The following is a 25,916-nucleotide window of genomic DNA, read 5'->3' on the forward strand; positions in this document are numbered from 1 at the left end:
CATTTCTATTTACATAAGTATATCAGAATCCTGAAATAAGAGTAAATGGATTTATGTGAAGGACATTTATATTTTTCTATCCTGACTGCTTCCCACCTTACTTTAGTGGCATTCGTGTATTATCTCGTGGTTTATTGAAAGAAGGTCGTTTCTTATTCGATAACACTGGCATACGGAACAGAATCTCAGCCATTGCCTTTGCATTAAAGGGTATAAATGGCCATAAATAGGAAGAGTTATACGATCTATGAAGCGTCAACAAGAGAACAAGCAGCGTCGTGCCGATCACAAACCCCGGAACGTGAAAGATGGATACAGCAACAAGCAGCACTAATCGAACAATCCGATTGGCGAGACCCAACTCATAACTTGGTGTAGCGAACATCCCAATCGCAGCAATGGCCATATAAAGCACGACTTCATTGACAAATAGACCTGTCTTCACAGCAATATCCCCTACAAGAATAGCGGCAATTAAGCCCATCGCTGATGCGATTGAAGTTGGCGTATGAACAGCAGCAAGACGAAGTAAATCCACACCAAATTCCACCATAAGAAACTGAGCAATTAGAGGTAACTTCCCCGTCTCCTGTGGACCAATAAACTCCAATGCAGGCGGCTTCAATTCTGGATTCAGAACAAGTAGCATCCAGAGTGGAAGTAGAAACATGGAGAACAATATTCCTAGAAATCTAACCCAACGCAAATATGTACCAATAAAAGGCGTCTGACGATTCTCTTCTGCATGCTGACATAGATCAAAGAAGGTTGTAGGCATAATCATAACGCTTGGCGAGGTGTCTACGAACACAACAATCCTACCTTCAAGTAAATGTGACGCAACCACATCAGGGCGCTCTGAGTACCTTACTAACGGATATGGATGCCATCCTTTATTAATAATAGCTTCCTCAAGTTGTTTATCACCAAGGGGTAAGCCATCAAGGTTGACTGCTTTGATCTTCTCCCGAATGGTATCAGTTTGCACCTTATCTACAATATCATCAATATAAGCAATGCATACATCCGTTCTTGTCCTCCGACCAACCTGAACTACTTCATATATCAATCCAGGGTCTCTAATACGACGTCGGACCAATGACACATTCGTGAGCAATGTCTCTGTGAATCCATCTCTTGAACCTCTAACCACCCGTTCTATGGACGATTCATCCGGGTTACGAGAGGGATAAGTACGTGTGTCTACCAAGAGCACCGTACTATCACCTTCCATGAAGAAGGCACTCATACCTGTAAGTACCTTATTAATGACCTGACTTAATAACTTCACTTTCTCCACTTGGATATGAGGTATGTATTTATCAAAGAAAGACTTCATGGCGTCTGAGCAAACTTCTCCTTGTTCAATATAAGTCAATCTCGTAAGGATCTCCGTCATGATATCACTATCTGTAAATCCACTTATAAATAATATTCCTGTTTCAATTCCACCAAAGTTCATTTTACGAAAATCAACATCAAATGAGGATCCGAGCCCCATGACCTCATTTAACACCTTTTCAACTTGGTTCAGATCACCCGAGAATTCATCATGATCCTGCCAATAAATAATAGATTCCTCAATGGTATCTGACATTTCTTCGTCTCGCTTATCCTGACGTTTCTGTTCTCTTGAATCGCTCTTCTGTTCATCTACGTTACGGTTCGTTTTTTCTTCTGACATGCGGTCTCACTCCCCTGATGTTAGCTAATTTCGAAATACGAACCAATCAAAAAGCGAACCCGCCACTTTACCAGCAACCATAGCCATCAATAAACCCACTAAGTAGTTTTTCATATGAAGGCGTTTCGCTAGAATGGGAAGTACATTCAGTACTTCTGTCAGTGCCGCTGCTAAAAGTCCAACAAATATTCCAAAGAATGCTCCTATGATTAACGCAACTACGGGATTAAATGCTCCTTTCCACTGCCAAAAGTCACTTATTGTCCCGACAAGAGATCCTGCAATCAAGGCTCCTTCATACCAGTGAACTTTATGATAAGTGAAAGTTAATTGCGCGAGTCGAGGAACGATATCGAGAACTAGAATAAATGCAATAACCCCACTACCAACAGCGATTCCTCCCGCAACTCCTAGTAATATTTCCACAAAGCCTATCAGAATACTCATGATGAACTCTCATCCTGCTTCCGTTGATTAGCCCCTTCTCTCTTGTACTCTTCAGCCACTACGAATTGATCGATATTCTCTTGATAAAGATACATTTCAACTTCAAGCGGTGTCGGCTCCTCATTCCACTTTTTCTTAAAAAGATGATTAAAGAACACAACCATTCCAAATCCAATTCCTAAAGAATAAGCACTTTGAAAAAGATACGGATGCTCATTTCGTTTCCCAGTGATCATCTCTACAACCCTAATGTGTACCTCCATCATATTGACATCTGCATGAAAATTCATAATGGTTAGTGCTGACCCAAAGAATAACAATAACCAAACAAGTACGAATAAGGATCTAGATGGTTTCTTTGGTTTTTGAACAATTTCAATGATAACTTGCTGCATACCAATGGATTCGATATACACATTAGGTATGACATTCTGAATTCGAGGAATAATCTTCATTAAATCCATCACAAGTAAGTTTCCATCTATGTGTCGAGGTTGAGCTAGTTCAAGATTGAACAGTTTCTCTTCCCATTCCGGTTCACTCAGAATTTGAGCCACTTCACCAAGTGTCACTACCTTCCCCCGAGGGATTAGGACACGTTTTTTGAGCTGGAGATAAACCGTGGGGGTGGAATAATTCTCCATAACAAATCACTCCTCTACAGTTAAATTATCGTTAGTATGTGAATGAATAGTATTTTTTAGTCAAAAAAGAACCTGAGCACTTATGTCTCAGGTTACCTCTTTCATTCATCATTCTATTGCGCAATCTGCTCTCGAATAAGCTGAAGAATCTTTTTCTCCAAACGTGATACTTGCACTTGAGAAATTCCAAGCCTGCTTGCGACTTCAGATTGGGTCTGATCCCGATAATATCGGAGATAGACAATGAGACGTTCACGTTCGGATAATCCCTCTATCGCTTCATTCAGAGCTAGCTTCTCAAACCATTTATCTTGAGACTCGTCTGCGATCTGATCCATTAACGTAATAGGATCTCCATCATTCTCGTAGACTGTCTCATGTATGGAGGTCGGCGGCTTATTAGCCTCCTGAGCGAATACCACCTCTTCCGGGGTGACTCCAAGATGCTCTGCCACTTCCTTAATTGTCGGCAGACGGTTCAATACCTTCGAAAGCTCATCCTTCTTCTTACGTACCTTATTGGCCATTTCTTTCAACGAGCGACTAACTTTGATTGTACCGTCATCTCGTAAGAAACGCTGGATTTCTCCTATGATCATAGGAACCGCATAGGTTGAAAATTTGACATCATAACTTAAATCAAATTTATCAACAGATTTCAACAGTCCAATACAACCAATTTGAAATAAATCCTCTGGATCATATCCTCTGTTCATAAACCTTTGAACGACGGACCAGACAAGACGAATATTACAGTTAACTAGTGTATCTCGAGCAACGGTATCCCCCGTTTGACTAAGTGCAATAAGACGTTTGACTTCCGAATCTTCCAAGTAGGTTTGCGAGACTTTCTTCACTTCAGCATCCATTCGTCCAACCCCTAATTATATAAAGCTTTCTTGGATTCAATCCTCTTCTTCATCCTAATCGACGTACCCGATCCCAATTCGCTAGACACTTCAAATTCGTCCATGAAATTTTCCATAATGGTAAATCCCATGCCTGATCTTTCTAATTCTGGCTTAGAAGTATATAAAGGCTGCTTCGCAAGATCCAGATCTTCTATCCCATGTCCGCGATCTTCCACAGTCATTGTGACCGTATCTCCATTGATCTCAGCCGTAATGGTGACCATTCCTGTGGAATCAGAATTATATCCGTGGATAATACTATTGGTTACCGCTTCGGATATGACAGTCTTTAGGTCACTTAACTCATTCATCGTCGGATCCAATTGCGATACAAAAGCAGCAACAGTAACTCGGGCAAATGATTCATTCTCTGATTTCGCGGCAAACTGTAGAGTCATGAAATTATGCGCCTGGGCTTGTTCTTCACTCATGACACGACCTCCAAACCCGAAAGCGCATCGCTCTCGCTTTCATAGATATTCATTATCTTGAACATGCCCGACATCTCCAGCAGACGAAAAACCGGCGGATTCACATCACACACAGCCATTTTTCCACCTTTGCTCTTGATTAGCTTGTACCTTCCAAGAATAACACCTATTCCCGAGCTATCCATGAACTGCAAATCCTTTAGACTTAGAACAATATGTTCGGTCTGCCTAGTATGAATAGCTTCATCCAGTTTCATCCGAACATGATCTGCCGTATGATGGTCAAGCTCTCCAGAGAACCGGACGATAAGTACTTGACGATGATGTTCCATTTCCATTTGAAGATTCATATTCTACTCACTCTCCTCCCTATCATGAACAAAGAGTTCTAGAAATGAAAATCAAATTCCTGCATCTCGACAAAACTAGAAGAAAACTGCTATCAATCTACAAAAAATAATTTAGCTGTTGTACGTTTGAACATCGTCCACCAACCCGCCTTGTCAATCGCAGAAGGCGACTTTAATTCGAATTTCTTAATGACCTGATTTCCTTGATACACCACCAGATTTCCTAGCACCTGGCCTTCTTCAATCGGAGCTTTTAATTCTGGTTCTATTTGCAATTCATGTCTTATGTCTTTCTCTTTGCCCACTTTTTTCATAAGAACACTATAGGGTTGTCCCGCGATCAGTTGGAGTTCTTTACTCTTCCCCTTATTAATCTCAACAGTACCTATCACATCTCCCTGCTTATATAGGGAATGCTTCGTATATTGCGAGAACATATAATCGAACATCGAAGATACTTCACTATTACGAGTCTTTGTATTCGGTTCCCCCATGACTACAGATATAGCCCTTAATCCATCCCGAACGGCCGTAGCAGATAAGCAAAATTTAGCTTCTGACGTATACCCTGTCTTCAAACCATCTGCCCCAGCATAGAATCTTACTAATTTATTCGTATTGACTAACCAAAATGGTTTATCCGAATCTTTACGTAAATGATCCTGGTAAACTCCTGTATATTTTGTAATCTCCGGATACTTTAGCAACTCACGACTTATGACCGCAATATCATGGGATGATGAATAGTGGTTCAGTGCCGGAAGCCCATTACAATTGACGAAATGGGTATCCTTTAGCCCAAGCTCCGTCACTCGTGCATTCATCATTTCTACAAAAGCTTCTTCCGTTCCAGCAATTTTCTCAGCCATAGCTACGGAAGCATCATTACCAGATGCCATAGATATGCCCTTCAGCATCTCATCCACGGACATCTCCTCTCCTGGCTCAAGAAATATCTGTGAACCTCCCATCGAAGCAGCATATTCGCTCGTTCTCACTTTATCCGTAAGCTTAAGCTTCCCTTCATCAATCGCTTCCATGATTAACAACAACGTCATAACCTTGGTTATACTCGCTGGTGGAAGTTTAGCATGACTATTCTTTTCATAAATGATCGTACCTGTATCCGCGTCCATCAATACTGCTGACAACGCATTGGGTGCAAGGTCTTGAGTAGCCGGTTTCTTCTCCTCAGCGGCGAATCCCTTTACTGGACTACTTAGAGCAATGAGGCATAACAACGTTACAGCAATTCGTAGCATCTTTTTCAACATTAGTCCCCTCCTTACTTGTAATTGGCGAATGGTAATTAAGATAAACGGGTCATTGTGAAAATGTACCTTTCTTTTAGTGTCGTCAGGTTGGATGAAATATATTCCATAAACCATTTATTTTGATAGAAATTATTTCTCTGGACACAAGTAGAAACGGCTATACCGTCTTTTTTTCAAAGACGGTATAGCCGTTTCAGCGGAAATATAAGGTATAGAGTATCAAGTGAAACTTATACTTTCTTATATTTAAAAAAGACGCCTTTCGGCGTCCTTGGTCTGGGAGTTCATGTATTATCAAAAACGTTGTACACCATCACGAGTGACAATAGCATATATTAGTGGGGGAACTGGAACTTCCTTCTCAGAGATCTGGTAAGATTCCAACACCTTATTCTCTATTTCCTGTAATTTGGTGGCATCATCCATATTGACATGGAGAACGGCTAGCGTCTCACCAAGTTGTACAGCATCACCAATTTTCTTGGATAATCGGATCCCTACCGCTAAATCGATGATGGAATCCTTTGTCTCACGACCCGCTCCAAGTAGCATCGCTGCAATACCGATCGACTCCGCTTGAATGGCCGAGACGTACCCAGCTTGCACTGCTTTCACTTCATCTGACCCTAACATCACTACATTTGTGGAATAAGATCTACTACCAATCCTAAGAACTTCTCACGCACACGTTCCGCGGTCTCCATCACTTCATTATGGGATAAAGGTTGATCCAGAATACCTGACGCCATATTAGTAATGCAAGTTATTCCTAACACTTCTATTCCTGCATGCCGTGCAACGATGACTTCAGATACCGTAGACATTCCCACCGCATCAGCTCCCAGCGTACGCAACATCACAATTTCAGCTGGAGTCTCATAGGAAGGACCTAGAAGTCCGGCATAAACGCCTTTCTTCAATTTAGATCCTCTTGATTTCGCTGTATTCTTTGCTATTTTACGCAGACGTTGACTATAAGCTTCAGACATATCAGGGAATCGTACACCTAGTGCCGCATCATTGCGTCCAATTAATGGATTAGTACCCGTCAGATTCAAATGATCGGTAATGAGCATAAGATCTCCTGGTTCAAATTCTTTATTCACTCCCCCAGCTGCATTCGTTACAAGCAGGCTCTTCACACCCAACTCTTTCATCACGCGTACAGGAAAAGCAGTGACCTCTGGTCCATATCCTTCATACATATGAAACCGGCCCTTCATCATCACAACCGGACGTCCCTTAATCGTTCCCAACAGCAGTTCTCCCTCATGCCCCTCCACAGTGGATACAGGGAAGTGTGGAATGTCCTCGTAAGGGATCGAAACACCCTCTTCAATTAGTTCTGCTAATACACCAAGCCCTGAACCTAGAATAAGTCCAACCTCAGGTAGAATACTGCTCTTGCTGGAAATGTAAGCCGCCGCATCTTGAATCATTTGGCTATTTAATTGTTCCATTGTTTTGACCTCCTTAGGTTCTAATAACTCTTGTAAAAAGCTTGTACCATACTTAGGTGCTTGTGCCCCGAAATTATCAGCAATCGTTGCCCCTACATCTGAGAATGTTCCGCGAATTCCCAAGCTCGATGTTCTGATCAGTGAAGGACTATACACTAATAAAGGGACGTATTCCCGCGTATGGTCTGTCCCATTATGGATCGGGTCATTCCCGTGATCTGCAGATATAATCAATAGATCATCATCATTTAACTTTGAAATAAGTTCTGGAAGTGATTGATCGAATACCTCAAGTGCTCTACCGTATCCTTCTGGATCGCGACGATGACCATATAGTGAATCGAAATCAACAAGGTTAACAAACAGGAATCCATTGAAATCTTTAGATAACTGTTCCATCGTCACTTGAATACCATGTTCATTGCTCTTCGTTGGATAGGATTCCGTTATCCCTTCCCCTGTGAAAATATCATGAATCTTCCCTACTGAAATGACATCCTTCCCCATCGCTTGCACAGCGTCCAACACCGTCGCCTCAGGAGGCCTCACAGCATAGTCATGACGATTAGATGTACGTGTGAAGCTTCCAGTCTCACCTACGTAAGGACGCGCTATAACCCTACCTACAGAGAACTCAGGTGCCATAGTCAGCCTGCGGGCAATTTCACAACCTTTATATAGCTCTTCCAGCGGTATAACATCTTCATGTGCTGCAATCTGAAAAACACTATCCCCAGATGTGTAAACAATCCAAGCACCTGTTTTCATCTGCTCCTCACCATACTCCACCAGGATATCTGTACCTGAGGCTGGCTTATTACCAATCACCTTACGTCCTGTTTCTTTCTCAAATTTCTTAATCAATTCTTCTGGGAATCCTTCTGGATAGGTATTGAATGGGGTCTCAATCTTAAGACCCATGAGCTCCCAATGACCTGTCATCGTGTCTTTCCCGATAGATACTTCTTGCATCTTTCCATAAAATGCTGTTGGTTTCTCTACGGGACTCAGAGGTGGAATCGACGTAATATTCCCAAGCCCCATCTGTTGTAAATGAGGAAGCTTTAGATCCTTTACTCTCTCCAAAATATGTCCGAGCGTATGAGAACCTTCGTCTCCGAATTTAGCGGCATCTGGTGCTTCACCAATACCCACACTATCCAATACGATGAAACAAATTCTTTTAAAACCATGATTAGAACTAGCCACTGTATTTCACTCCTTCATATTTGGTGAATCATTCTTGTTCTCCTTGCCAAAGATCGCTACATAGACGACCGCGGGTGGTGATCATCATATTGTTCCTTCATATTTTTCTTGAGCATTGAACTATATACTTGCGTTGTAGAGAGGTCAGCATGCCCTAGCATTTCCTGAACAGATCTTATGTCTGCCCCGTTATCCAATAAATGCGTAGCAAAAGAATGGCGCAATGTATGTGGAGTAATATCCATGTTTATCTTTGTTTCATTAGCATATTTCTTGAGTATTTTCCAGAATCCTTGACGCGTCAAACGACTTCCCAAAGTATTAAGGAATAAGGCCTGTTCTTCCTTATTACCCTTCAGAAGCTTGTCTCGGCTTTCCTTTATATAGTTGTCCAAATAATGCGCAGACACTCTATTCATGGGCAGAATTCTTTCTTTACCAGATGCACCAATACAATGTAAGTATCGAAGATCCGTGTGTATGTTCTGTAAGTCCAGGGAAACAATTTCAGAAACCTTCATTCCTGTCGCATACAAAAGCTCAAGCATCGCCTTGTCTCTGATCCCTTGAGGTCCAGAAGATGCTGGCGCTGATAACAATAGATCTACCTCTTCAACTGTAAGTACATGAGGTGCTTTCTTCACAAGCTTGGGTGTTTCCATTTGTAGAGAAGGGTCTTGATCGACCATAGATTCTCTCAGTAAATATTGAAAAAAGGAGCGGATTGAAACCGTCTTACGTGTTACAGTAGCTGCAGCACGACCTTTTTGTTTCAGATCCCTTAAATATAAAAGGATGTGACTTCTATTAATTTGTTTGAGAGAGCTAATCTCTCTTCCATCTACAAATTCCAGAAACTGAGTCAAATCTCGCTCATAGCTTTCCAACGTATTCCGAGTGAGCCCCTTCTCTTCATCCATAAATCGAATAAAGGGTGCCATATGCTGTTTCATGGGCCATTGCGCTCCTTTGTGAATGCGTTATAGAGGTTGTTCAAAAAGTTAAATTTTGATCACGAAGTATATCAACAAGCCTATTCGCCAGCGTGCTTTATTCTCCTGCATCATTCCTATTATTCACCATACCAATAAAAGATGCGAAGACGCTCACCCATACTCATTGCTACATCACTTTCCCTAGTTTCCAACTGAAATGCTTTAACGGCATATCCTTGGGGAATTCTATAAGGATCTACTGGACTTATCAGATCTCCAAAAGCACTTAACATCCGGAATAATAAATAAGTCAGCGCTAAGAAGATAATAGCAAATCGAATAAAGGTAAGGCATTTGCGTAATGAAATAACCATAGGAATCCCCCCATCATTTCTATGAACATATGATACAATATCCAATAATATGATGAGTGAATAGAGAATTAAGTATACAGCAAAAAGCCCCCCAAACAAACTTATGTTGGCGAGAGCTCGATCTAACTATTCATATAGTTACAAGTACGTAAATTAATTATCTTTGTTATGATTACCATTCTTCTCGTTGCAACGATGACAAATACCATGGAAATCCAGTCGATGATCAGACACCGTGAAGTTATATTCCTCTTCCAAACGCTCCTCCAAAGGACCAAGCCAGTCTTCACGAATCTCATCCATACGTCCACATTGGACACATATAAGATGATGATGATGATGCTTCGCAGTATCTGTGCGTAAGTCATACCGAGCAACTCCGTCACCGAAGTTAATCTTCTCAACGACATGTAATTCACTCAGAAGTTCAAGAGTGCGATACACAGTCGCCAAGCCAATCTCAGGAGCTATTTCCTTCACTAACATAAAAACATCTTCCGCACTAAGGTGGTCTTCTTCATTCTCTAGCAATATTCTGACGGTGGCTTCCCGCTGGGGTGTCAGCTTATAGCCCTGGGATTGTAATTGTTGTTTGATTTTATCGATACGAGCTTGCATACTCTCCCCCCTAGGAAATACTGCCTAATTTAATCACTTCCTTCATTATAGGGGGAGTTTATAAATAAAGTCAAACGCATTTCTAATATACAAAAGAGAGTGTTGCAGGATCAACTAGCATTGGTGTTACCCATCTCATCATCACCGGAGTAACCCAAGTTTCAAACGAAGATATACCAAGCATAAGTAGTCCCATGACCATTGTCAGCATGACATAGTTAACGAATGGACGTGTGAAATTACCTTGACGATGCATCAACATCCTATTTTTAATAATATGCAAAGAGAAAGTAATCGCAGCGACACTACATAATACCAAGACCGGAATGACTAGTAGATTATGCGGAGCAACCGACACCATGGCAAATAGAAGCCCTTTCCACGAAAATTGTCCCACTAGATAACCTACTGTAAACCCGATCAGTACTCCTTTTAGAAAATCAAGTATCAATATACCTGGCAGACCGATAACGGAAAGCCCACAAATCCAGATCAGACCTACCCATTTCAAATTCAATATAGCTATATTCCAAAAAGCAGCCTGTTCAGATCCGCCACTACCTTGATCAAGCGTTACAAAATAATCACCTAGGTATGTTGCCAGATCCTGCTGTTGCTCTAAAGAAAGTGCGTTAACCATCAATGCACCAAACACAACTCCAACGAGAAATAACACCGCTACAAATATAAAAAGCGTTGTTTGCTCTCTTAAAGAATTTCGAAAAGATTGCATATGACAAGAGTCTCCCTTCATCTCACATACATCTAAGTTATGAGAGACTCCTCCAAACTATGACTTGTCCAGAATTAGGGACGAATTACTTTACCGTAAATTCCACCACCACCTGACGTGAGGTTAAGACTTCCATTACGAGCTTTGACGATTTGTTGCGCCATTTCGGATCCTACGACAGTTGCTATACTTTCTTCCTGCGCTTGATGAAGGATGTTCATTTCCGTTCCAAAAGCAGTAAGTAGCGAGTTCATTTTCGCTTTACCTAGTCCAGGAATGAACTCCAGCGGAACTTGATAATGATAGGATGGGCGATGTTCTGGTATAAAAGGTTCTCCCCGATCAGCAATGCTATTTATTCGATCTAGAACACCCTGTACAACCTTGCTACTCCCACAATGCGTGCAAAGTTGTGCTGTCATCGTATTCACATGATCCTCAATAATGAGATTGCAACTATTGCAGTATGTTCGATGATATTTCCCTAGACGAGGATTCAATCCATAATTAGCTGTTATTCGACGTCCATCTTCTCGGTTCAATGCTTTACGAAATTCAGTAAAGGAAGGACGAGCCAAACGCATGACATTATATTCACGGGCTATTTTACCAAGAGAATGCGCATCAGAATTACTTAAGAAAGTAACATCATCTAGCTCACTCAGCATTCCCGCCATCATGGAATCAGCGCTCAAACCTAGCTCAATACCACTGATCAAGTTAACGTCCAGTATGTCTGCCATAGTGCTTGTTATATTTCCGTATATCCCTTTATGGGGTGTGAATACATGTGCTGGAATAAATATGCCTCCACGCTGAACTACTTCTTCTTGTAGTGCTCGCACAGGCACGTAGATCCGTTGCGTGCTCAAATTAATGTTGGTCATATGCCCACTCATCCATGCGCTAAATTGCTGGATCACGTCTAAATTCGGGAAATATGTCAACACATGTGCTGCACCTTTTCCCGGTTCATTGAATTCAATTTCACATCCGAGTAGGATCGTCGTTCCGCGGTAATGAATCCCGCCTCCTTCAACCTCACTCATTTCCCCAGAATGCAAACATGAAAGAATATCATTCTGCACAGAAGGGGAATGACAATCAATAATGCCTATTAACTCTATCCCCTTACGCTCCGCTGCTTCCTTAGCGATGTTAGCAAAAGTTAGATTGCGACTTCCCGTAATTTTTACCGCTTGACCATCGGTTGCTCTACCAATATGAATATGCAAATCAGCATAATATTCATGCAGCTTCTCCTGTGATGGATTTAACGGATTCATGATCATTCACCGAACTTTCCTGTCATTGTATATAGATGCCAAGCATACACTGCCATAATTGTCTTCGCATCACTAATCCGCCCTTCTCGTATGTAACGATAAGCTTCATCAAGCGTAATTTCTGACAATTCCAGAAACTCATCTTCATCTGGAGACATTTCGCCAGATTCCAATTCCTCCGTCACATACAAATGAATGATCTCATCAGCAAATCCAGGTGATGTATAGAACGATTGTAAAAGCTTAATCTCACCACAGCGATATCCCGTTTCTTCCTGTAACTCTCGAATTGCTGCTTCTTTAGGATCTTCCCCTGGCTCAAGCTTCCCTGCTGGAATCTCTATTTCACATCTCCCCATCGGTTGACGAAATTGGTCAACGACAAGCATCTTTCCATTATGTATTGCAAGTACTGCAACAGCTCCAGGATGTCTTACAACTTCGCGTGTAGCTGTATTTCCATTGGGTAGTCTCACAGTGTCAACCTGTAAAGTAATGATTTTACCTTCAAATATAGGTTGTGTGGATAAAGTAACTTCGTCCAATGTAGACGTCAATCGATTAGACATGTTATCTTTCAAAATAATTCCCCCTTATTCATATAAATATGCATGAAAAGACAAGCTGGTACATATGGTGTAATTATAACAAACTTCATTTGAAAGAAGGAGAAACGATGAAGAGCTACCAATCAAGCGACTCATTTCATATCGTAGGACAAGCCTGGCAGGTTAGAATCATGCTTAAGCAGTTGCAGAATCAATGGGGTCCACATATGACAATTAAGGAAATGTTGCAAAAAATAAATAAATAAATCCTATGAGAATCAACATAAACGTTTGTCCAATAATGTTCGTCTATTTTGCTCTTATAGGGGAACGCTATCGTCATAGAGAACATAGTTTACCTTAAGAGGTTATTATCTTTCAATGTCAGCAAAGGAGTGTCGTATTGTGAAACCAGTAAAAATTCGGAGCAATTACACACCCCGTCCCAGCAGGAATCAGAAAACGAAGCAGTTGGTATTCTTCGCTGCATTTTTATTTCTGCTTGCCGCTATTATTACTATATATGTAGCTTGGGAAGACTTAAGAGGAGTAGGTAATACTGAACTGCTTGTATAACATGGTTAACTTAAACATAAATAAAGACGACTTTCCATTCATTTCTGAATGAAAAGTCGTCTTTATTTATGCTCAAAACCAAAACTAGTGCTTAACAAAGACTTGTGTGTAAGGATTTATTCCACCTTGCTTGCTATCTCTTTACCTGTTTCCTGAATAATGGCTACGACCATTTCTGCTGCCTTCGCCATATCGGCTGCTTTGATTCGTTCTTTGGTCGTATGAATATTCTCATACCCAAGTGCGAGGTTTACTGTAGGAATTCCGAATCCATTAAATATATTCGCATCGCTACCTCCACCAGAATGGAACACACGGCTAGTCAAGCCCATATTACTAATAGCACGCTGAGCAAGTTGCACGACAGCATCATTTTCCGTGAAATTAAAGGCAGGATATACAATCTCGCTACGAAATTCGCATTCTGCATTAAATTCTCGTGCCGTCACCTCAAGCACTTCTCTCATTTGTGCAATTTGTTTATCTACTTTTTCTTGAACGATACTTCTAGCTTCAGCATCCAGTTGGACATGATCACATACAATATTCGTTGGACCACCGCCTGAGAACTTACCTATATTTGCCGTCGTCTCATGGTCAATCCGGCCGAGTTTCATGCGTGATATCGCCTTAGAGGCTACTTGTATAGCACTAATCCCATCTTCAGGATTTACTCCAGCATGTGCCGATTTACCGATAATCGTCATTGTGACTTTAGCTTGCGTAGGCGCAGCAACAGCAATAGCGCCAATCTCACCATTCGAATCCAAAGCGTAACCGAACTCAGCATCCATGAGCTTAGGATCGAATGCTCGGGCTCCTAGCAGTCCAGATTCCTCTCCGACGGTAATGATGAATTGGACTTGTCCATGGGGGATCTTCTGCTCCTGAATAACACGAATCGCCTCAAGTAGCGCGGCAATTCCCGCCTTATCATCAGAACCAAGGATGGTCGTCCCATCACTCGTAATCCAACCATCTTCACCAAGCTTGGGCTTAATACCTACGCCAGGTGTAACTGTATCCATATGACATGTAAAGAAAATATGAGGAGCATCTACAAGCCGATCTGCATCCCAAGTTATAATCAAATTTCCCGCACCATGACCGGTTCTTTCCTTACTATCATCTTCAACAACCTTTAATCCAAGCTCACTGAATTTTTTCTTAAGTACAATGGAGATCTCTTCTTCATGACCCGTTTCACTATCAATCTGTACCAATTCCATAAATTCCTGCACAATACGCTCTTCTGATATCATTGGACTTCCCTCTCTCTCTCGGATACGTTACAATAAGTGAATAGTAATAAATCTAAAATTAAATCAAAGGAGTTTCCCATGCAACGAAAAAAAGTATTCCGCGTTTTCATTTATCTCATGCTCGCTGCCATGCTTGGATCTACACTTCTAATGGTCGTAGAACCTTTCGTAGCCCGCTAAATTTAGCGGGCTTCTTTTATTTCGTCCATCCGTATTCCCTCATAGTTAAATACTTGTGTGAACGAAGTAATAATTTCCTCTGCCACTTGCTTCATATCAAATTCCCTCTTCGTACAATCCTCTAGCGAGGTAACCCCGAAATCCTGAATTCCACAAGGAATGATTCCTTGGAACCCCTTATTCTGAATGCCAGCTGTAACATTAAAGGCGAATCCATGACTTGTCACAAACCCTCGACTGTGCCGACATCTATTAAATTTCACGCCAATCGCACAGATCTTATGCTCCCCTACCCATACGCCTGTATACCCCTGTTTACGGGTTCCCTCAACATCATTCTTAGCCAAGTAATGAATAATCACTTGTTCAAGATCACGCAAATAGCCATGCAAATCCAGACCTTCTTGCCCATTGAGCAAAAGAAGAGGATATCCAACAAGTTGACCAGGACCATGATAAGTAATATCTCCACCACGATCAATTTCAAACAACGAAATTCCCTGTTCTTTTAATTGCTCTTTGCTGAGAAGTAGATTCTCTGGATGTTTTTGCACTCCCATCGTATACGTTGGTGGATGTTGTAAGAGCAACAGACTTTCCCGTTGCTCTCCCAGATCAATTTGACAAACGAGTTTCTTTTGTAGATCCCATGCCTCACCATAATCCATCAGCGGTGTATATGAAATATCAAGTGCTTTTCGCAAAGTTAATCCCACCTTCGTCTCATCACATTTTCGTTTCTTAATACAACTTCGTATCCAATGTGTAGCCTTCTAGGTTCTCCTTCACTCGCTGAAGGAATCTTCCACAAATAACACCATCAAGAATCCTATGATCAAGCGACAAGCATATATTAGCCATGGAACGAACAGCGATCATGTCATTAATCACAACAGGTCTTTTAACAATCGATTCGAACGTTAGCATAGCAGCTTGTGGATAATTAATAATTGGATACGATAGTACAGAGCCAAAGGACCCCGTATTGTTCACAGCAAAAGTACCGCCCTGCATATCATCCAGCTTTAATTTCCCTTGTCGTGTTTTGGTCGCGAGTTCTTCAATTTCCTTAGCCAAACCTGCAATATTCTTCTGATCTGCCTTCTGAATAACAGGCACCATAACGGTGTCGTCCGTCCCTACTGCCAAAGAAATATTAATGTCACGTTTGACAATAATTTTGTCTGTAGCCCACATAGAATTCATAATAGGATAATCTTTAATCGCATTTACGACAGCTTTCAAAAGGAAAGCTAAATAGGTCAAGTTATAGCCTTCCTTCCGCTTAAACTCATCCTTGTGCTTGTTGCGTAACAAGACTAAATTCGTTACATCCACTTCAATCATCGTCCAAGCATGAGGAATTTCAGACACACTTTGTCGCGTACGTGCAGCAATCGTATTACGTACAGGTGTGATTTCAATAATCGTCTCTGCTCTTCCATGCTGACCTTCAATAACATTGTTTGGAATTTTTGGATTTTCATTCAAATGAAGTCCTGAGTTCCGAGCAGCAGGGGAGTTATTCTCCACATATTGAGAAGGAATCACGGCAGGATCCGTATAAGGTAATCCTTGGAACGGTGAAGTTGCTCCTACATGTTGCATCGTTGGGGTGGAGTTACTAGAGCTTCCCTGTACGGTTGGACCTTTCTCTACATATATCAGAACGTCCTTACGAGTAATTCTACCACCCATACCCGTTCCTTTAATGTCATTTAAATTTAACTGATACTCCGCTGCAAGGCTTTGAACTGCTGGTGAATAGCGTCCACTCATAGATAGATCCCCTGACGCTGATCTTGATGATGCTTGTGATGCCGTAGCTCGCTGAGCACTCTCAGCAACAGATTCACCCGTAGAATCAACAGCTATCCTACAAATAACCTCACCTACAGCAATAGTCTGACCCTCTTTGGCTACATGTTCTCCCATAACGCCATCCAACGTGGAAGGAATTTCTGCATTTACTTTATCAGTGATCACTTCACAGATCGGTTCATACTGCTCTATTCTTTCTCCAGGTTGTTTAAGCCATTTGCCAATCGTTGCAGAGACGAGTGATTCGGCAAGCTGTGGCATAAACACATCGGTTAATTGTTTGTTATCGGACATATTCTCACTCCTAAGCTTCCTAATAGTTCGCTAAATGTATCATGGCTTCTTTCACTTTTTCCTTATTGAGCAGGAAGAATTTTTCCATCGGCGGACTAATGGGCATAGCTGGAACATCAGGACCACATAATCTCATAATTGGTGCATCTAAATCATATAGACATTCTTCTGAGATGATGGCAGATACTTCAGCGCCCACGCCTCCTGTTTTATTATCTTCATGAACGATAAGAACTTTACCGGTCTTACGAGCTGCTTCAATAATCGCATTACGATCAAGCGGTTGTAGTGTACGTAAATCGAGAATATGCGCTGTAATTCCTAATTCTTTCTCTAATTCTTCAGCAGCCTGCATACAGAAATGAAGCGGCATACTATACCCTATAACCGTAATATCATCACCCTCACGAAGGAGATTAGCTACACCTAGAGGCACAACATAATCATCCAATGGTACATCTCCTTTAATGAGTTTGTAACATTTCTTATTCTCGAAAAAAAGAACCGGGTCTGGATCACGAATTGCCGCTTTTAATAATCCTTTGGCATCATATGCTGAGAAAGGTGCAACAATCTTCAATCCAGGTGTACCGAAAAAGATCGATTCTGGGCATTGAGAATGGTACAATCCACCGAGGACACCTCCACCAATAGGTGCACGAACGACAATCGGGCAATTCCAATCATTATTTGAACGGTAGCGAATTTTGGCTGCTTCACTAATAATCTGATTCGTTGCTGGTAACATAAAATCAGAGTACTGCATTTCAGCAATGGGCTTCATGCCGTACATCGCAGCACCAATAGCTACGCCAGCAATAGCTGATTCAGCCAATGGCGTATCCATGACACGCATTTCTCCAAACTGATCCATTAAGCCTTTGGTCGTTGTAAATACGCCACCCTTAACTCCGACATCTTCACCGAGGATAAATACATCCTCATCCCGTTCCATTTCTTCCTTCATCGCAAGACGAATCGCGTCAATATATTCCATTACTGCCATGACTTCTCCTCCTCAGCGCTTGCATAGACGTGCAGAAGCGTATCCTCTGGTTTCGGAAACGGTGCAAGATCAGCATATTCCGTCGCTTCTTTAATTTCCATATTTAACTGTGCTACTAAGTCTGCATCCTTCGCTTCGTCCCAAATCCCTAGATTAATGAGGTAGGACTTCATACGAGCTACGCCGTCTTTCTTCCAGTTCTCATCTACTTCTTCCTGCGTACGATACACCATGTCGTTATCTGAAGTTGCGTGAGGCTCAAGACGATACATCATCGCTTCTATTAGCGTTGGACCTTCCCCACGAATTGCGCGTTCCCTTGCTTCCTTGACAACTCGATATACTTCTAATGCATCGTTACCGTCCACTCTGATACCGGGAAAGCCATATCCAAGAGCACGATCGCTAATTTTACCACTTACTTGCTTATGCAATGGAACCGAAATAGCATACTGATTATTCTCACACATCAAGATAACAGGTAGCTTGTGTACACCTGCAAAGTTACAACCTTCATGGAAATCTCCTTGATTACTTGATCCATCTCCAAAGGTAACAAAGGATACAAACTCCTTCTTCTTCATTTTAGCAGCAAGTGCGAACCCAACAGCATGAGGAACTTGCGTAGTAACCGGACTGGATCCCGTAACAATTCGCAAGCGTTTGCTACCGAAGTGTCCTGGCATCTGACGTCCTCCACTATTAGGATCTTCTGCCTTGGCAAAGGCCGAAAGCATCAATTCTCTTGGCGTCATTCCCACAGCTAGCACAAATCCGTAATCCCTATAATACGGAAGGAAGTAATCCTTCTCCCGATCAAGGGCAAAGGCTGCTGCGACCTGAGCTGCCTCTTGACCAATACCTGAAACGTGAAAAGTAATTTTCCCTGCCCGCTGCAGCAATAAATTACGCTCATCAAATTTACGTGCTAACAACATATATCTGTACATGTCGATCACCTGACCATCACTCAGTCCGAGCTGCTCATGCTGATTATTCACGTTAATATTTTCTTCATCAATCATAAAGGTACCTCCCTGTTCGTAAAGCCAAACCGGCTTCTTTGATCTGATCTTAAAACCAGGTACTAAGACTAGGCTAAACCTATTATAATCCTTTTACCACCAAAAAGAAAAGAACCTTTAATCACATTACATTCCTATTGCCTGTCCATCTACGGCGAGCATTGCTTCTCCTAGAACCTCTGACAATGTAGGATGCGGGTGAATCGTCTGACTTACTTCCCATGGTGTTGCATTTAATACTTGTGCCAATGCCGCCTCACTGATTAAATCCGTTACATGAACCCCAATCATTTGTACACCAAGAATATCATTCGTCTTACGGTCAGCAACCACTTTGACAAAGCCATCCTTACTTCCCTGTACCAAAGATTTTCCATTGGCCTGAAAAGGAAACTTCCCTACCTTAACATCAAATCCTCGTTCTTTACATTCTTTCTCTGTGTAACCGACACTAGCTACTTCCGGTCGTGTATATACGCAACGTGGAATGAGCTGTGATTCATAAGGATGTACTGTTTCTCCAGCCATATGATTGACAGCTACAATTCCCTCATGACTAGCGGCATGAGCTAATTGAACTCCTCCGATAACATCCCCAATGGCATAGATGTGTGCTTCATTCGTCTGCATGACCGAATTAACATCAATACAACCTTTTTCAATACGTACACCAGTATTTTCAATTCCTATGTTCTCTATATTCGCTTGCCGTCCAATGGATACAAGTAGTTTCTCAGCAGTGAGACTCTTTGTGGAGTCGCCTTGTTGAATATTCAATGTTATGATGCCATCTTCGATTTGATATGTATCCGCTAGCACCTTACTACCTGTTAGAACCTTAATTCCTCGACGGGCAAAGATCTTCGTTAACTCTTTCGAAATATCCTCATCTTCTTGTGGGAGCAATTGATTTGCCGCTTCTACAATCGTGACCTCCACTCCGAAGTCATTCAGCATAGATGCCCATTCCACACCAATAGCGCCACCTCCGACAATGATCATAGATTGTGGTAATTGTTCCATCAAGAGTGCTTCATCACTGCTAAGAATATGAATACCATCCGATTCAAGACCTGTCAGAACCCGTGGGCGAGAACCCGTAGCAATAATCAAATGATTTGGAACGACATTCTCCAATTCACCATCCGCTAATTCCACAGCTACGGCCCCACCCTGAGGTGAGAATATAGAGGGTCCAATCACACGACCTTTACCATGGAGTACTCTTATTTTATTTTTACGCATTAAATATTGGACGCCTTGATACAGCTGTTCAACGATGTCACTCTTACGTTGCTGCACTTTTGGGAATACTACTTTGGCCCCGCTCGTCTCAATACCGTAGCTCTCACTTTCTTTAATGTCTGCATATACTTCTGCACTACGTAGCAAAGATTTACTAGGGATACAGCCCCGATGCAGGCATGTCCCACCAAGCTTGTCCTCTTCTATGATGACGACATCTTTACCTAATTGAGCAGCACGGATTGCGGCAACATAGCCACCGGTTCCCCCTCCAAGTACTGCGATATCACATGTAATAGTCATAACCATCCTCCAACTGTTTCGTTTTCACTTGATATAATGTTTATCCCGGTTGACTGGGTATTACATTACTCTACATTCTTATATTCTACTCCTTTTCAGCCTTATTACAAAGCTTTGCATGTCTTCTCAAATAGACAAGCCTGCGTGAACACGGTATTATACATGAAGATAAACAATTCAAGGAATAGAAAGGATTCAACCATGAAATTACTCATTACCCGCTTCATTGCCATTCTTATATTAGTTATTCCAGGCTTAATGGCTATGAAAGGATTTCTATTGATGAAAGACTCTCTATTCAATTATCTTTCAGTCCATGGAGATGATACAGTCATAGATCCGACCTTCCAGTGGCTTCATTTCGGAGGAGGTCTTCTATTATTTGCTGCAGGCATGACCTTTCTAGGTGGCTGGATACTAACAAGGGATCGCAAACGTAATTATGTTGGACCGCGCTTCAAAGAAAAACGGAAACCTAAAGCACCTCAAGCTCCTACCCAACCTTAAATTTGTTCGTTTTTACAATACGAATTTGTACGCTAAACTTCATCTTACTTATCGAATCAAGCAGAAACGGCTATACCGTCCTTTTTCAAAGAGTTTATGCTTCCTATGCTAGTGGTACTTCGTATCACTTTGAGGTATCCGTCTCTGCCGAAATATAAGAAGTAGAGGTTCAAGTGAAACTTATACTTTCTTATATTTAAACAAAAGACTCTGTTCGCCTATCGCTAACGGAGTCTTTTAGAATTTATAAGACGAATTTACCTGCATTATTAATCACATCGATATCAATCGAACTTTGAATATCTGTTTCCTGTTCACCTAGTATGGGTAGCTCTGTTAACCTAGCCGTGGTTAGTATAACCTGCAACACATTGTCACGACTATATATCACTGATTGTATATCAAAGAAACCAGCCAAGAGCGCAGCAATTACAGCTATCTGTTGTGTGGATAAATTGGGGGCAGATCCTTTTGCGCTTTTCCTCTTGCTGGAGATTTGAAGCTTTTTTCCTCGTTGTGTTTTTTTAGAAGAAAGACTCACTTACACCCCACCCTTCACCAGTAGTTCTCCTTCCTATAACATATAGCAAGAATTCAGAATTGGTGTGATGGATACGCACATTTTTATATACATAATGTTTAGAGTCTTTTATTCATACAAGGCATCTCGAAGCTTACTCGACATTCTTGATTCTTTAGAATTTGATTTCAGAACGGCCTTTCTTAAGGAGAGATTCTGCTGTAAACATTTCTCTAGATCCTCTATAAGATGATTCAAGAGAATTTGCATTTCCGAATGAAGCGAACCTTCGCTTTCCAAGGCTGCAATCTGTTCTTTATATTGTTCTAACGTTTCATTCATTTTATTTCCTCCGATTTCCTCCGTATAGGTACTATTTAAGTGTTTCTCATTTTGTTAATATGAATAAATGATACATCGAAAGGAAGTTGTTAGATTGGCACAGTTATTTTTTAAATATGGTGCAATGAACAGTGGTAAATCCATTGAAATCCTTAAAGTAGCTCATAATTATGAAGAACAGAACAAACATGTATTGATCTTCACATCAGGGATCGACGATAGGGACGAAGTTGGCTATGTATCTTCACGAATTGGACTACGCAAACAAGCTATCCCTATTTATGAGGATACTAATCTTTTTCAGATCGTTCGAGAACATCAACCTAAACCATCCTGTGTTCTCATCGATGAGTGTCAGTTCATCAGCAAAGAAGGAATTCTTCAGCTCGTCCAGATTGTAGACGAACTCCATGTTCCTGTCATGGCATTCGGACTTAAGAACGACTTCCAGAACAACCTCTTTGAGGGTAGTAAATATATGTTGATTTATGCAGATAAAATTGAAGAGTTAAAAACGATTTGCTGGTTCTGTGAGCGTAAAGCAACGATGACATTACGGATGGAGGACGGAAAGCCTATCTACACAGGAGAACAAATCCAGATCGGTGGAAACGAAACCTATTATCCGGTATGTCGTAAATGTCATGCTAACCCACCTCATTGAAAAAATTCATAAACAGAAGGTATCTTTACTTCATTTTGAAATATGATGAATAGCAAACCCTATCGCACTTAGCTTAACATTCCGTCATGTAGAAGGAGTTTATCTATGCAAGAAGCTATCATTGGAAGCTTCATTTCAGCTATGGCTACCGTATTAGGAGTCGTCCCTTTATTCTTCGTCAAGAATCTTTCTGAGAAATGGAAGGATATTCTCATAGCATTTACAGCCGGAATTATGGTATCCGCATCCACTTTTGGCCTGATGCTTCAGGCAGTGAATGAATCAGGCATTATAGCATTGACAATTGGATTATTGTTAGGAATCATAGTGCTTGATCTCATCGAGAAGAATATTCCACATATTGATGTTGAGAATGACTCTGGCATTAGCAGATTCGATTCTAAATCTCTATTAGTCATTATCGCACTCTTCATCCACAACATCCCTGAAGGGCTTAGCACGGGCTTCAGTTTTGCAAGTCAGAATGAGGCCTTGGGACCCATGGTCGCCATCTCTATAGGTGCTCAAAATATGCCCGAAGGGCTAATTCTAGGCATATTCCTTCTGAATTCCAAAGTAACAAAACTAAATACCTTCCTTCTCGTCGCTGTTACAGGCTTAATGGAAGTCATCTCTGCGATTGTTGGATATTTCACTGCAAGTTATATTGAATCATTAATCGGGTATGGTTTAGCCTTCGCGGCAGGCGCCATGATGTTTATCGTATATAAGGAACTCATTCCTGAAAGCCATGGTCATGGATATGAAAGACCCTCTACATACTCATTTATCATCGGACTGCTAGCTATGATCTATATCAGTTACTTTTTCGGTTAAATCAAATTGGTAACAATGGCTAATCTTCGTATTTCGAAAAAGTAGCCTCTCCCGCCACATAAACGCCATTCACATACGTATATTCGATCTCAAGCTCCCCAATAAATTCACCTGGAGATATTTCTACGGCCGCTGATGCCTTCAATATGTTGTTCACGACATAATAACGAATAACGCTACCAATTACAGGTTCCTCAAACAACTGTTCCCTTTCTGAATTCAACATCGTATTCGGAAGAACAGTTTGTTTCTTGAAAGCAATTAACGCATCTTCTACTGGAATATTAACCCCCGATTTCCCATCTCTTAACTGAACCTCACTTGCAAGTACACCCGTTCCATACCCTATCGTCAGAATAACAGCGATTTCATTATTTCCATCACCATTTAAATCCACGAAAATAATTTCTGGCGCATATGTCGGATTCGTTACATTGTAACCACCAAGTGATCGACTGAATTGATCGGTGACGATTTGCAAATTCTCATAGATCCCATTGTCACCTTCCTGACCGGTGATCTTAATATGATCCAATTCAGAGATTACCTCTTCCTGGGCATCTTTTATTTCAACTTCCTTTGTATTCGCATTGTAAGACACTACCTTATTGAACGTATCTGAGATGGTCGTAAGAGGTACCATCACTCGTCCATCGATGATTTGTGGAGGTGTTTCTGTATAATGTTCATTGCCATTTATAATTAATTTAATTGGATTAGAAGCGAAAACGATGACAGAAGTTCCAAGTAATACGCATACAGCTGTGGTTGCAACAACCCATTTCTTAGTTTTCAAGGATAATCCACCTTCCGAGGCTTTAATAGAAAATAATCATTTATGTCTATATCGTATACTTTTATTAGGAATACTACTAGAAAAAAGATTGTAACTATTTAAACGATCTGATTTTTCATTGTCTTCATTTTCCGAATTTGAAACTATTTCATATCCTCGACAGTCTAATCAGCAGAACATTAAAAGACCAATACCATATTATAACATTTTTCATTAACTAACTAAAACTATGAAATGCCGAAAGACATCTTCATTGGAGGTGAACAAATTGAGTACGAAACGCGCAAGATTAACAGATCAGCAGTTCAGCGAGCATATCGAGGTCCATAAAGAAAAACTATACCGCTTCGCTTACTGTTATGTAAAAAACGAACAGGATGCTTTGGAAATTGTAGCCGAAGCAACGTACAAAGCTTATCTATCTTTTTCAAAAATGAAAACTCCGGAATACTTTGAAACTTGGATCACACGAATTGTCATCAACTGCTCGTTGGATCATATCAGACGAAACAAGAAATACACATCTTTGGAGAACAATCCAGCAGAATTTGTGACAACAGAACATTCACTTCCGTTTGAAGATAAATGGGATCTTTATGAGGCTTTAGATCAACTATCACCAGAAGAGAAAAACTTGATTATTCTTAAAGTTTTTGAAGATAAGCGTTTTAAAGATTTGGCAGAAATATTATCATTAACGGAAAATACAATTAAATCAAAATTTTATCGTACATTAGACAAATTGAAAAAACACTTAATAAAGGAAGAGGTTGATATCTAATGACTGGAAAAGAACGCTACAACAACATAGAGATTCCACCCCACCTCTCTGAAGTTATCGGAAAGGCCCAACAACGAGCGCAAGTTCATAGACGAAAGATGCGAGTTTTCCGCAATTCTTCGATTGTAGCCGCTTGTGTCGCCATGCTGATCACTGTCAACGTGCCTAGTGTAGTTATGGCTCTATCCGATGTGCCCATCGTTGGCTCCATTGTAAAGGTTCTTCAGGTGGGGGACGGTGGTGAGCGAACAGATGGTGTCTCAGTCACGTCAACTACGCAGGTAGATACACTTAACATTCATTTTCAAATGAACGGCGAACAAACGAACAGCGCACCAGCATATACGGTGGAATATAGAAATGCTCCGAATCGTCTAATTTTCACTTTCAATGGTGTTCGTGAGTTTAATTATACGGAACTTATAGATAGTATTAAGGAACTTACGAATATAAAAGATATTTATAAGAATGTTATTCTAGATGATTCCGCAGTACGTTTTGTAGTGGAACTTCAGAATAATATCGACTATTCCATATCCGAGTATCAGAAACCGGGTTATATACAGCTCAAATTGTTTGCAGCAGAAAAGCCAGAGAAAGCACACAAAGCATTCTACGTTCGAAGCCAAGAGATGGAACTCGGCGAAATGCTAGCTATCATCGACGAACAATATGCTCAAGATGGCAGTAGCGTGATCAAAACGAACTCAGGTAAATATATTGTAGCGATAGGTGCGCTCAAGACTCAAATAGAAGCAGATGAACTTCTTCGTAAACTATCTACCCGCGATGATTACAGCGAGTCATTTCATGTAGATAGTTGGATGAGCGACGAAAACCCGCTGTAAACAAG

The 25,916-nt window shown here is 41.1% G+C and carries 32 protein-coding genes and 1 pseudogene; 8 read left to right on the forward strand and 25 right to left on the reverse strand.

What is annotated here, in order from left to right:
• Positions 1-97: 97 nt before the first annotated feature.
• The 16 genes and pseudogenes from ACP8HI_RS12145 to ACP8HI_RS12220 form a co-directional block, all read right to left on the reverse strand.
• A complete protein-coding gene (locus tag ACP8HI_RS12145) occupies positions 98-1,684 on the reverse strand; it encodes a spore germination protein (RefSeq protein ID WP_438351326.1) in 1,587 nt (528 codons plus the stop codon).
• Between the two features lie 24 nt (positions 1,685-1,708).
• Positions 1,709-2,131, reverse strand: a complete 423-nt coding sequence (locus ACP8HI_RS12150; protein WP_438351327.1) for a stage V sporulation protein AB — start codon at positions 2,129-2,131, stop codon at positions 1,709-1,711.
• A complete protein-coding gene (locus ACP8HI_RS12155; protein WP_438351328.1) occupies positions 2,128-2,775 on the reverse strand; it encodes a stage V sporulation protein AA in 648 nt (215 codons plus the stop codon). The genes ACP8HI_RS12150 and ACP8HI_RS12155 overlap by 4 nt, the downstream gene beginning before the upstream one ends.
• Before the next feature lie 113 nt (positions 2,776-2,888).
• Entirely contained in the window at positions 2,889-3,644 is a 756-nt protein-coding gene (gene sigF / locus ACP8HI_RS12160; protein ID WP_438351329.1) for an RNA polymerase sporulation sigma factor SigF, read from the reverse strand.
• A gap of 11 nt (positions 3,645-3,655) precedes the next feature.
• The gene (spoIIAB, locus tag ACP8HI_RS12165; RefSeq protein ID WP_438351330.1) at positions 3,656-4,117 is read right to left on the reverse strand and encodes an anti-sigma F factor; all 462 of its coding nucleotides are present in this window, start codon (positions 4,115-4,117) and stop codon (positions 3,656-3,658) included.
• Entirely contained in the window at positions 4,114-4,467 is a 354-nt protein-coding gene (gene spoIIAA / locus ACP8HI_RS12170) for an anti-sigma F factor antagonist (protein WP_438351331.1), read from the reverse strand. The genes spoIIAB and spoIIAA overlap by 4 nt, the downstream gene beginning before the upstream one ends.
• 92 nt (positions 4,468-4,559) lie before the next feature.
• Complete coding sequence (locus tag ACP8HI_RS12175) at positions 4,560-5,741, reverse strand: D-alanyl-D-alanine carboxypeptidase family protein (RefSeq protein ID WP_438351332.1); 1,182 nt, start codon at positions 5,739-5,741, stop codon at positions 4,560-4,562.
• A gap of 294 nt (positions 5,742-6,035) precedes the next feature.
• Positions 6,036-6,374: a hypothetical protein gene (locus ACP8HI_RS12180; protein WP_438351797.1), complete on the reverse strand. Its 339-nt coding sequence runs from the start codon at positions 6,372-6,374 to the stop codon at positions 6,036-6,038.
• A 2-nt stretch (positions 6,375-6,376) separates the two neighbouring features.
• Complete coding sequence (locus ACP8HI_RS12185) at positions 6,377-7,201, reverse strand: purine-nucleoside phosphorylase (RefSeq protein WP_438351798.1); 825 nt, start codon at positions 7,199-7,201, stop codon at positions 6,377-6,379.
• Positions 7,202-7,225: 24 nt separating this feature from the next.
• Positions 7,226-8,410: pseudogene (deoB, locus tag ACP8HI_RS12190) on the reverse strand (phosphopentomutase); the annotation flags it as partial.
• 56 nt (positions 8,411-8,466) lie between these two features.
• Complete coding sequence (gene xerD, locus ACP8HI_RS12195) at positions 8,467-9,363, reverse strand: site-specific tyrosine recombinase XerD (protein WP_438351333.1); 897 nt, start codon at positions 9,361-9,363, stop codon at positions 8,467-8,469.
• A gap of 119 nt (positions 9,364-9,482) precedes the next feature.
• The gene (locus tag ACP8HI_RS12200; RefSeq protein WP_438351334.1) at positions 9,483-9,719 is read right to left on the reverse strand and encodes a DUF4227 family protein; all 237 of its coding nucleotides are present in this window, start codon (positions 9,717-9,719) and stop codon (positions 9,483-9,485) included.
• 153 nt (positions 9,720-9,872) lie between these two features.
• Positions 9,873-10,337 (reverse strand): ferric iron uptake transcriptional regulator, encoded by a 465-nt coding sequence (gene fur / locus ACP8HI_RS12205; RefSeq protein ID WP_438351335.1) that lies wholly within the window; start codon positions 10,335-10,337, stop codon positions 9,873-9,875.
• Between the two features lie 82 nt (positions 10,338-10,419).
• Positions 10,420-11,070: a stage II sporulation protein M gene (gene spoIIM, locus ACP8HI_RS12210; RefSeq protein ID WP_438351336.1), complete on the reverse strand. Its 651-nt coding sequence runs from the start codon at positions 11,068-11,070 to the stop codon at positions 10,420-10,422.
• 74 nt (positions 11,071-11,144) lie between these two features.
• Positions 11,145-12,356 carry an endonuclease Q family protein gene (locus tag ACP8HI_RS12215; RefSeq protein ID WP_438351337.1) on the reverse strand — a complete coding sequence of 404 codons (1,212 nt, stop codon included), beginning with the start codon at positions 12,354-12,356 and terminating at the stop codon, positions 11,145-11,147.
• A 2-nt stretch (positions 12,357-12,358) separates the two neighbouring features.
• Positions 12,359-12,925 (reverse strand): NUDIX hydrolase, encoded by a 567-nt coding sequence (locus ACP8HI_RS12220; RefSeq protein WP_438351799.1) that lies wholly within the window; start codon positions 12,923-12,925, stop codon positions 12,359-12,361.
• Between the two features lie 107 nt (positions 12,926-13,032).
• On the opposite strand from ACP8HI_RS12220, the gene ACP8HI_RS12225 reads away from it, so the two are divergent.
• Together ACP8HI_RS12225 and ACP8HI_RS12230 are read left to right on the forward strand one after the other, a co-directional pair.
• Positions 13,033-13,170, forward strand: coding sequence for a Z-ring formation inhibitor MciZ (locus tag ACP8HI_RS12225; protein ID WP_438351338.1), 138 nt, complete (start codon positions 13,033-13,035; stop codon positions 13,168-13,170).
• A 139-nt stretch (positions 13,171-13,309) separates the two neighbouring features.
• Complete coding sequence (locus ACP8HI_RS12230) at positions 13,310-13,480, forward strand: hypothetical protein (protein WP_438351339.1); 171 nt, start codon at positions 13,310-13,312, stop codon at positions 13,478-13,480.
• A gap of 116 nt (positions 13,481-13,596) precedes the next feature.
• Here the strand turns inward: ACP8HI_RS12230 and ACP8HI_RS12235 are convergent, their stop codons facing one another.
• Entirely contained in the window at positions 13,597-14,742 is a 1,146-nt protein-coding gene (locus tag ACP8HI_RS12235) for a tripeptidase T (RefSeq protein WP_438351340.1), read from the reverse strand.
• Between the two features lie 78 nt (positions 14,743-14,820).
• On the opposite strand from ACP8HI_RS12235, the gene prli42 reads away from it, so the two are divergent.
• On the forward strand, positions 14,821-14,922 hold the full coding sequence (gene prli42, locus ACP8HI_RS12240; protein WP_438351341.1) for a stressosome-associated protein Prli42: 102 nt from the start codon (positions 14,821-14,823) through the stop codon (positions 14,920-14,922).
• A gap of 2 nt (positions 14,923-14,924) precedes the next feature.
• Here prli42 and lipB read toward each other — a convergent pair whose 3' ends face one another.
• The 5 genes from lipB to lpdA form a co-directional block, all read right to left on the reverse strand.
• The gene (gene lipB, locus ACP8HI_RS12245; RefSeq protein WP_438351342.1) at positions 14,925-15,626 is read right to left on the reverse strand and encodes a lipoyl(octanoyl) transferase LipB; all 702 of its coding nucleotides are present in this window, start codon (positions 15,624-15,626) and stop codon (positions 14,925-14,927) included.
• A gap of 37 nt (positions 15,627-15,663) precedes the next feature.
• A complete protein-coding gene (locus ACP8HI_RS12250) occupies positions 15,664-17,037 on the reverse strand; it encodes a dihydrolipoamide acetyltransferase family protein (RefSeq protein ID WP_438351343.1) in 1,374 nt (457 codons plus the stop codon).
• A gap of 19 nt (positions 17,038-17,056) precedes the next feature.
• The gene (locus tag ACP8HI_RS12255; RefSeq protein ID WP_438351344.1) at positions 17,057-18,043 is read right to left on the reverse strand and encodes an alpha-ketoacid dehydrogenase subunit beta; all 987 of its coding nucleotides are present in this window, start codon (positions 18,041-18,043) and stop codon (positions 17,057-17,059) included.
• Positions 18,034-19,068 (reverse strand): thiamine pyrophosphate-dependent dehydrogenase E1 component subunit alpha, encoded by a 1,035-nt coding sequence (locus ACP8HI_RS12260; protein ID WP_438351345.1) that lies wholly within the window; start codon positions 19,066-19,068, stop codon positions 18,034-18,036. The genes ACP8HI_RS12255 and ACP8HI_RS12260 overlap by 10 nt, the downstream gene beginning before the upstream one ends.
• A gap of 126 nt (positions 19,069-19,194) precedes the next feature.
• Positions 19,195-20,616, reverse strand: a complete 1,422-nt coding sequence (gene lpdA / locus ACP8HI_RS12265; RefSeq protein WP_438351346.1) for a dihydrolipoyl dehydrogenase — start codon at positions 20,614-20,616, stop codon at positions 19,195-19,197.
• A gap of 201 nt (positions 20,617-20,817) precedes the next feature.
• On the opposite strand from lpdA, the gene ACP8HI_RS12270 reads away from it, so the two are divergent.
• On the forward strand, positions 20,818-21,123 hold the full coding sequence (locus ACP8HI_RS12270) for a DUF2627 domain-containing protein (RefSeq protein ID WP_438351347.1): 306 nt from the start codon (positions 20,818-20,820) through the stop codon (positions 21,121-21,123).
• A gap of 244 nt (positions 21,124-21,367) precedes the next feature.
• On the opposite strand, the gene ACP8HI_RS12275 is transcribed toward ACP8HI_RS12270, so the two are convergent.
• The gene (locus ACP8HI_RS12275; protein ID WP_438351348.1) at positions 21,368-21,664 is read right to left on the reverse strand and encodes a hypothetical protein; all 297 of its coding nucleotides are present in this window, start codon (positions 21,662-21,664) and stop codon (positions 21,368-21,370) included.
• Positions 21,665-21,772: 108 nt separating this feature from the next.
• On the reverse strand, positions 21,773-21,985 hold the full coding sequence (locus tag ACP8HI_RS12280; RefSeq protein ID WP_438351349.1) for a hypothetical protein: 213 nt from the start codon (positions 21,983-21,985) through the stop codon (positions 21,773-21,775).
• Between the two features lie 94 nt (positions 21,986-22,079).
• On the opposite strand from ACP8HI_RS12280, the gene ACP8HI_RS12285 reads away from it, so the two are divergent.
• Together ACP8HI_RS12285 and ACP8HI_RS12290 are read left to right on the forward strand one after the other, a co-directional pair.
• Positions 22,080-22,649: a thymidine kinase gene (locus ACP8HI_RS12285; protein WP_438351350.1), complete on the forward strand. Its 570-nt coding sequence runs from the start codon at positions 22,080-22,082 to the stop codon at positions 22,647-22,649.
• A gap of 105 nt (positions 22,650-22,754) precedes the next feature.
• Positions 22,755-23,486, forward strand: coding sequence for a ZIP family metal transporter (locus tag ACP8HI_RS12290; protein WP_438351351.1), 732 nt, complete (start codon positions 22,755-22,757; stop codon positions 23,484-23,486).
• Positions 23,487-23,505: 19 nt separating this feature from the next.
• Here the strand turns inward: ACP8HI_RS12290 and ACP8HI_RS12295 are convergent, their stop codons facing one another.
• Complete coding sequence (locus ACP8HI_RS12295) at positions 23,506-24,282, reverse strand: stalk domain-containing protein (RefSeq protein ID WP_438351352.1); 777 nt, start codon at positions 24,280-24,282, stop codon at positions 23,506-23,508.
• A gap of 259 nt (positions 24,283-24,541) precedes the next feature.
• On the opposite strand from ACP8HI_RS12295, the gene ACP8HI_RS12300 reads away from it, so the two are divergent.
• Both ACP8HI_RS12300 and ACP8HI_RS12305 read left to right on the forward strand, forming a co-directional pair.
• On the forward strand, positions 24,542-25,063 hold the full coding sequence (locus ACP8HI_RS12300; RefSeq protein ID WP_438351353.1) for a sigma-70 family RNA polymerase sigma factor: 522 nt from the start codon (positions 24,542-24,544) through the stop codon (positions 25,061-25,063).
• Positions 25,063-25,911, forward strand: coding sequence for a hypothetical protein (locus ACP8HI_RS12305; RefSeq protein WP_438351354.1), 849 nt, complete (start codon positions 25,063-25,065; stop codon positions 25,909-25,911). The genes ACP8HI_RS12300 and ACP8HI_RS12305 overlap by 1 nt, the downstream gene beginning before the upstream one ends.
• Positions 25,912-25,916 lie beyond the last annotated feature (5 nt).

It is taken from the genome of Paenibacillus sp. FA6 (assembly GCF_051550225.1).
In the GTDB taxonomy this organism is placed as follows: domain Bacteria; phylum Bacillota; class Bacilli; order Paenibacillales; family Paenibacillaceae; genus Paenibacillus_AQ.

Excerpts from the sequence above, each read along its gene's own strand:
- ACP8HI_RS12145 (WP_438351326.1), bottom strand. The coding sequence starts at position 1,684 with ATGTCAGAAGAAAAAACGAACCGTAACGTAGATGAACAGAAGAGCGAT.
- ACP8HI_RS12150 (WP_438351327.1), bottom strand. The coding sequence starts at position 2,131 with ATGAGTATTCTGATAGGCTTTGTGGAAATATTACTAGGAGTTGCGGGA.
- ACP8HI_RS12155 (WP_438351328.1), bottom strand. The coding sequence starts at position 2,775 with ATGGAGAATTATTCCACCCCCACGGTTTATCTCCAGCTCAAAAAACGT.
- sigF (WP_438351329.1), bottom strand. The coding sequence starts at position 3,644 with ATGGATGCTGAAGTGAAGAAAGTCTCGCAAACCTACTTGGAAGATTCG.
- spoIIAB (WP_438351330.1), bottom strand. The coding sequence starts at position 4,117 with ATGAGTGAAGAACAAGCCCAGGCGCATAATTTCATGACTCTACAGTTT.
- spoIIAA (WP_438351331.1), bottom strand. The coding sequence starts at position 4,467 with ATGAATCTTCAAATGGAAATGGAACATCATCGTCAAGTACTTATCGTC.
- ACP8HI_RS12175 (WP_438351332.1), bottom strand. The coding sequence starts at position 5,741 with ATGTTGAAAAAGATGCTACGAATTGCTGTAACGTTGTTATGCCTCATT.
- ACP8HI_RS12180 (WP_438351797.1), bottom strand. The coding sequence starts at position 6,374 with ATGTTAGGGTCAGATGAAGTGAAAGCAGTGCAAGCTGGGTACGTCTCG.
- ACP8HI_RS12185 (WP_438351798.1), bottom strand. The coding sequence starts at position 7,201 with ATGGAACAATTAAATAGCCAAATGATTCAAGATGCGGCGGCTTACATT.
- xerD (WP_438351333.1), bottom strand. The coding sequence starts at position 9,363 with ATGAAACAGCATATGGCACCCTTTATTCGATTTATGGATGAAGAGAAG.
- ACP8HI_RS12200 (WP_438351334.1), bottom strand. The coding sequence starts at position 9,719 with ATGGTTATTTCATTACGCAAATGCCTTACCTTTATTCGATTTGCTATT.
- fur (WP_438351335.1), bottom strand. The coding sequence starts at position 10,337 with ATGCAAGCTCGTATCGATAAAATCAAACAACAATTACAATCCCAGGGC.
- spoIIM (WP_438351336.1), bottom strand. The coding sequence starts at position 11,070 with ATGCAATCTTTTCGAAATTCTTTAAGAGAGCAAACAACGCTTTTTATA.
- ACP8HI_RS12215 (WP_438351337.1), bottom strand. The coding sequence starts at position 12,356 with ATGAATCCGTTAAATCCATCACAGGAGAAGCTGCATGAATATTATGCT.
- ACP8HI_RS12220 (WP_438351799.1), bottom strand. The coding sequence starts at position 12,925 with ATGTCTAATCGATTGACGTCTACATTGGACGAAGTTACTTTATCCACA.
- ACP8HI_RS12225 (WP_438351338.1), top strand. The coding sequence starts at position 13,033 with ATGAAGAGCTACCAATCAAGCGACTCATTTCATATCGTAGGACAAGCC.
- ACP8HI_RS12235 (WP_438351340.1), bottom strand. The coding sequence starts at position 14,742 with ATGATATCAGAAGAGCGTATTGTGCAGGAATTTATGGAATTGGTACAG.
- prli42 (WP_438351341.1), top strand. The coding sequence starts at position 14,821 with ATGCAACGAAAAAAAGTATTCCGCGTTTTCATTTATCTCATGCTCGCT.
- ACP8HI_RS12250 (WP_438351343.1), bottom strand. The coding sequence starts at position 17,037 with ATGTCCGATAACAAACAATTAACCGATGTGTTTATGCCACAGCTTGCC.
- ACP8HI_RS12255 (WP_438351344.1), bottom strand. The coding sequence starts at position 18,043 with ATGGCAGTAATGGAATATATTGACGCGATTCGTCTTGCGATGAAGGAA.
- ACP8HI_RS12260 (WP_438351345.1), bottom strand. The coding sequence starts at position 19,068 with ATGATTGATGAAGAAAATATTAACGTGAATAATCAGCATGAGCAGCTC.
- lpdA (WP_438351346.1), bottom strand. The coding sequence starts at position 20,616 with ATGACTATTACATGTGATATCGCAGTACTTGGAGGGGGAACCGGTGGC.
- ACP8HI_RS12270 (WP_438351347.1), top strand. The coding sequence starts at position 20,818 with ATGAAATTACTCATTACCCGCTTCATTGCCATTCTTATATTAGTTATT.
- ACP8HI_RS12280 (WP_438351349.1), bottom strand. The coding sequence starts at position 21,985 with ATGAATGAAACGTTAGAACAATATAAAGAACAGATTGCAGCCTTGGAA.
- ACP8HI_RS12290 (WP_438351351.1), top strand. The coding sequence starts at position 22,755 with ATGCAAGAAGCTATCATTGGAAGCTTCATTTCAGCTATGGCTACCGTA.
- ACP8HI_RS12305 (WP_438351354.1), top strand. The coding sequence starts at position 25,063 with ATGACTGGAAAAGAACGCTACAACAACATAGAGATTCCACCCCACCTC.